At 27.5% G+C, this 512-nt stretch carries 1 protein-coding gene; it reads left to right on the top strand.

Features of this window, described 5'->3' with window-relative positions:
* The first annotated feature begins 140 nt into the window (after positions 1-140).
* Positions 141-344, top strand: coding sequence for an AbrB/MazE/SpoVT family DNA-binding domain-containing protein (locus tag MBFIL_RS05525; RefSeq protein ID WP_066972236.1), 204 nt, complete (start codon positions 141-143; stop codon positions 342-344).
* Positions 345-512: the final 168 nt, after the last annotated feature.

The raw sequence follows: 512 nt of genomic DNA, 5'->3' as shown, positions 1-512 counted from the left end.
AGCTATGTCTTATTTAAAACCAATAATTGAAAGACAGAACGATGAATTAAAATGGACCTAAATGTTATGATAAATCATTATTTTAGTAATAATCAATTTTTCAGGAGGCAACTTTTTGACACAAACTACTAGGTGATAAAATGATTTCAACAAAAGTATGTGAAGGCTATCGAACTGTCATACCTGCCGAAATAAGAAAGAAATTCAATATAGAAAAGTCGGATATCTTAGATTGGAAAGTATCTGGTGATGAAATAATATTAAAAGTTAAAAAAGCAGACATATATTCAATCATTGGAATAATCAGTGATGATACTTTAGATTCTGTAGAATCCACCAGATAAAATGTCAGTAAAAATAATACTGTCATCAATGATAGATGACAAAGTATAGTACGATACCTATTTTTTGACAATATTTATATAGTATAAAATATATAATATTGGTATATGAGTAAAGATTCTAAAGAAGTAGTGGTGCGTCATATTAGTTCTACTGAGCTTAATGATTTG

It is taken from the genome of Methanobrevibacter filiformis, from assembly GCF_001639265.1.
GTDB classification, from domain to species: domain Archaea; phylum Methanobacteriota; class Methanobacteria; order Methanobacteriales; family Methanobacteriaceae; genus Methanacia; species Methanacia filiformis.
This window is presented reverse-complemented; position numbering and strand designations above follow the sequence as displayed.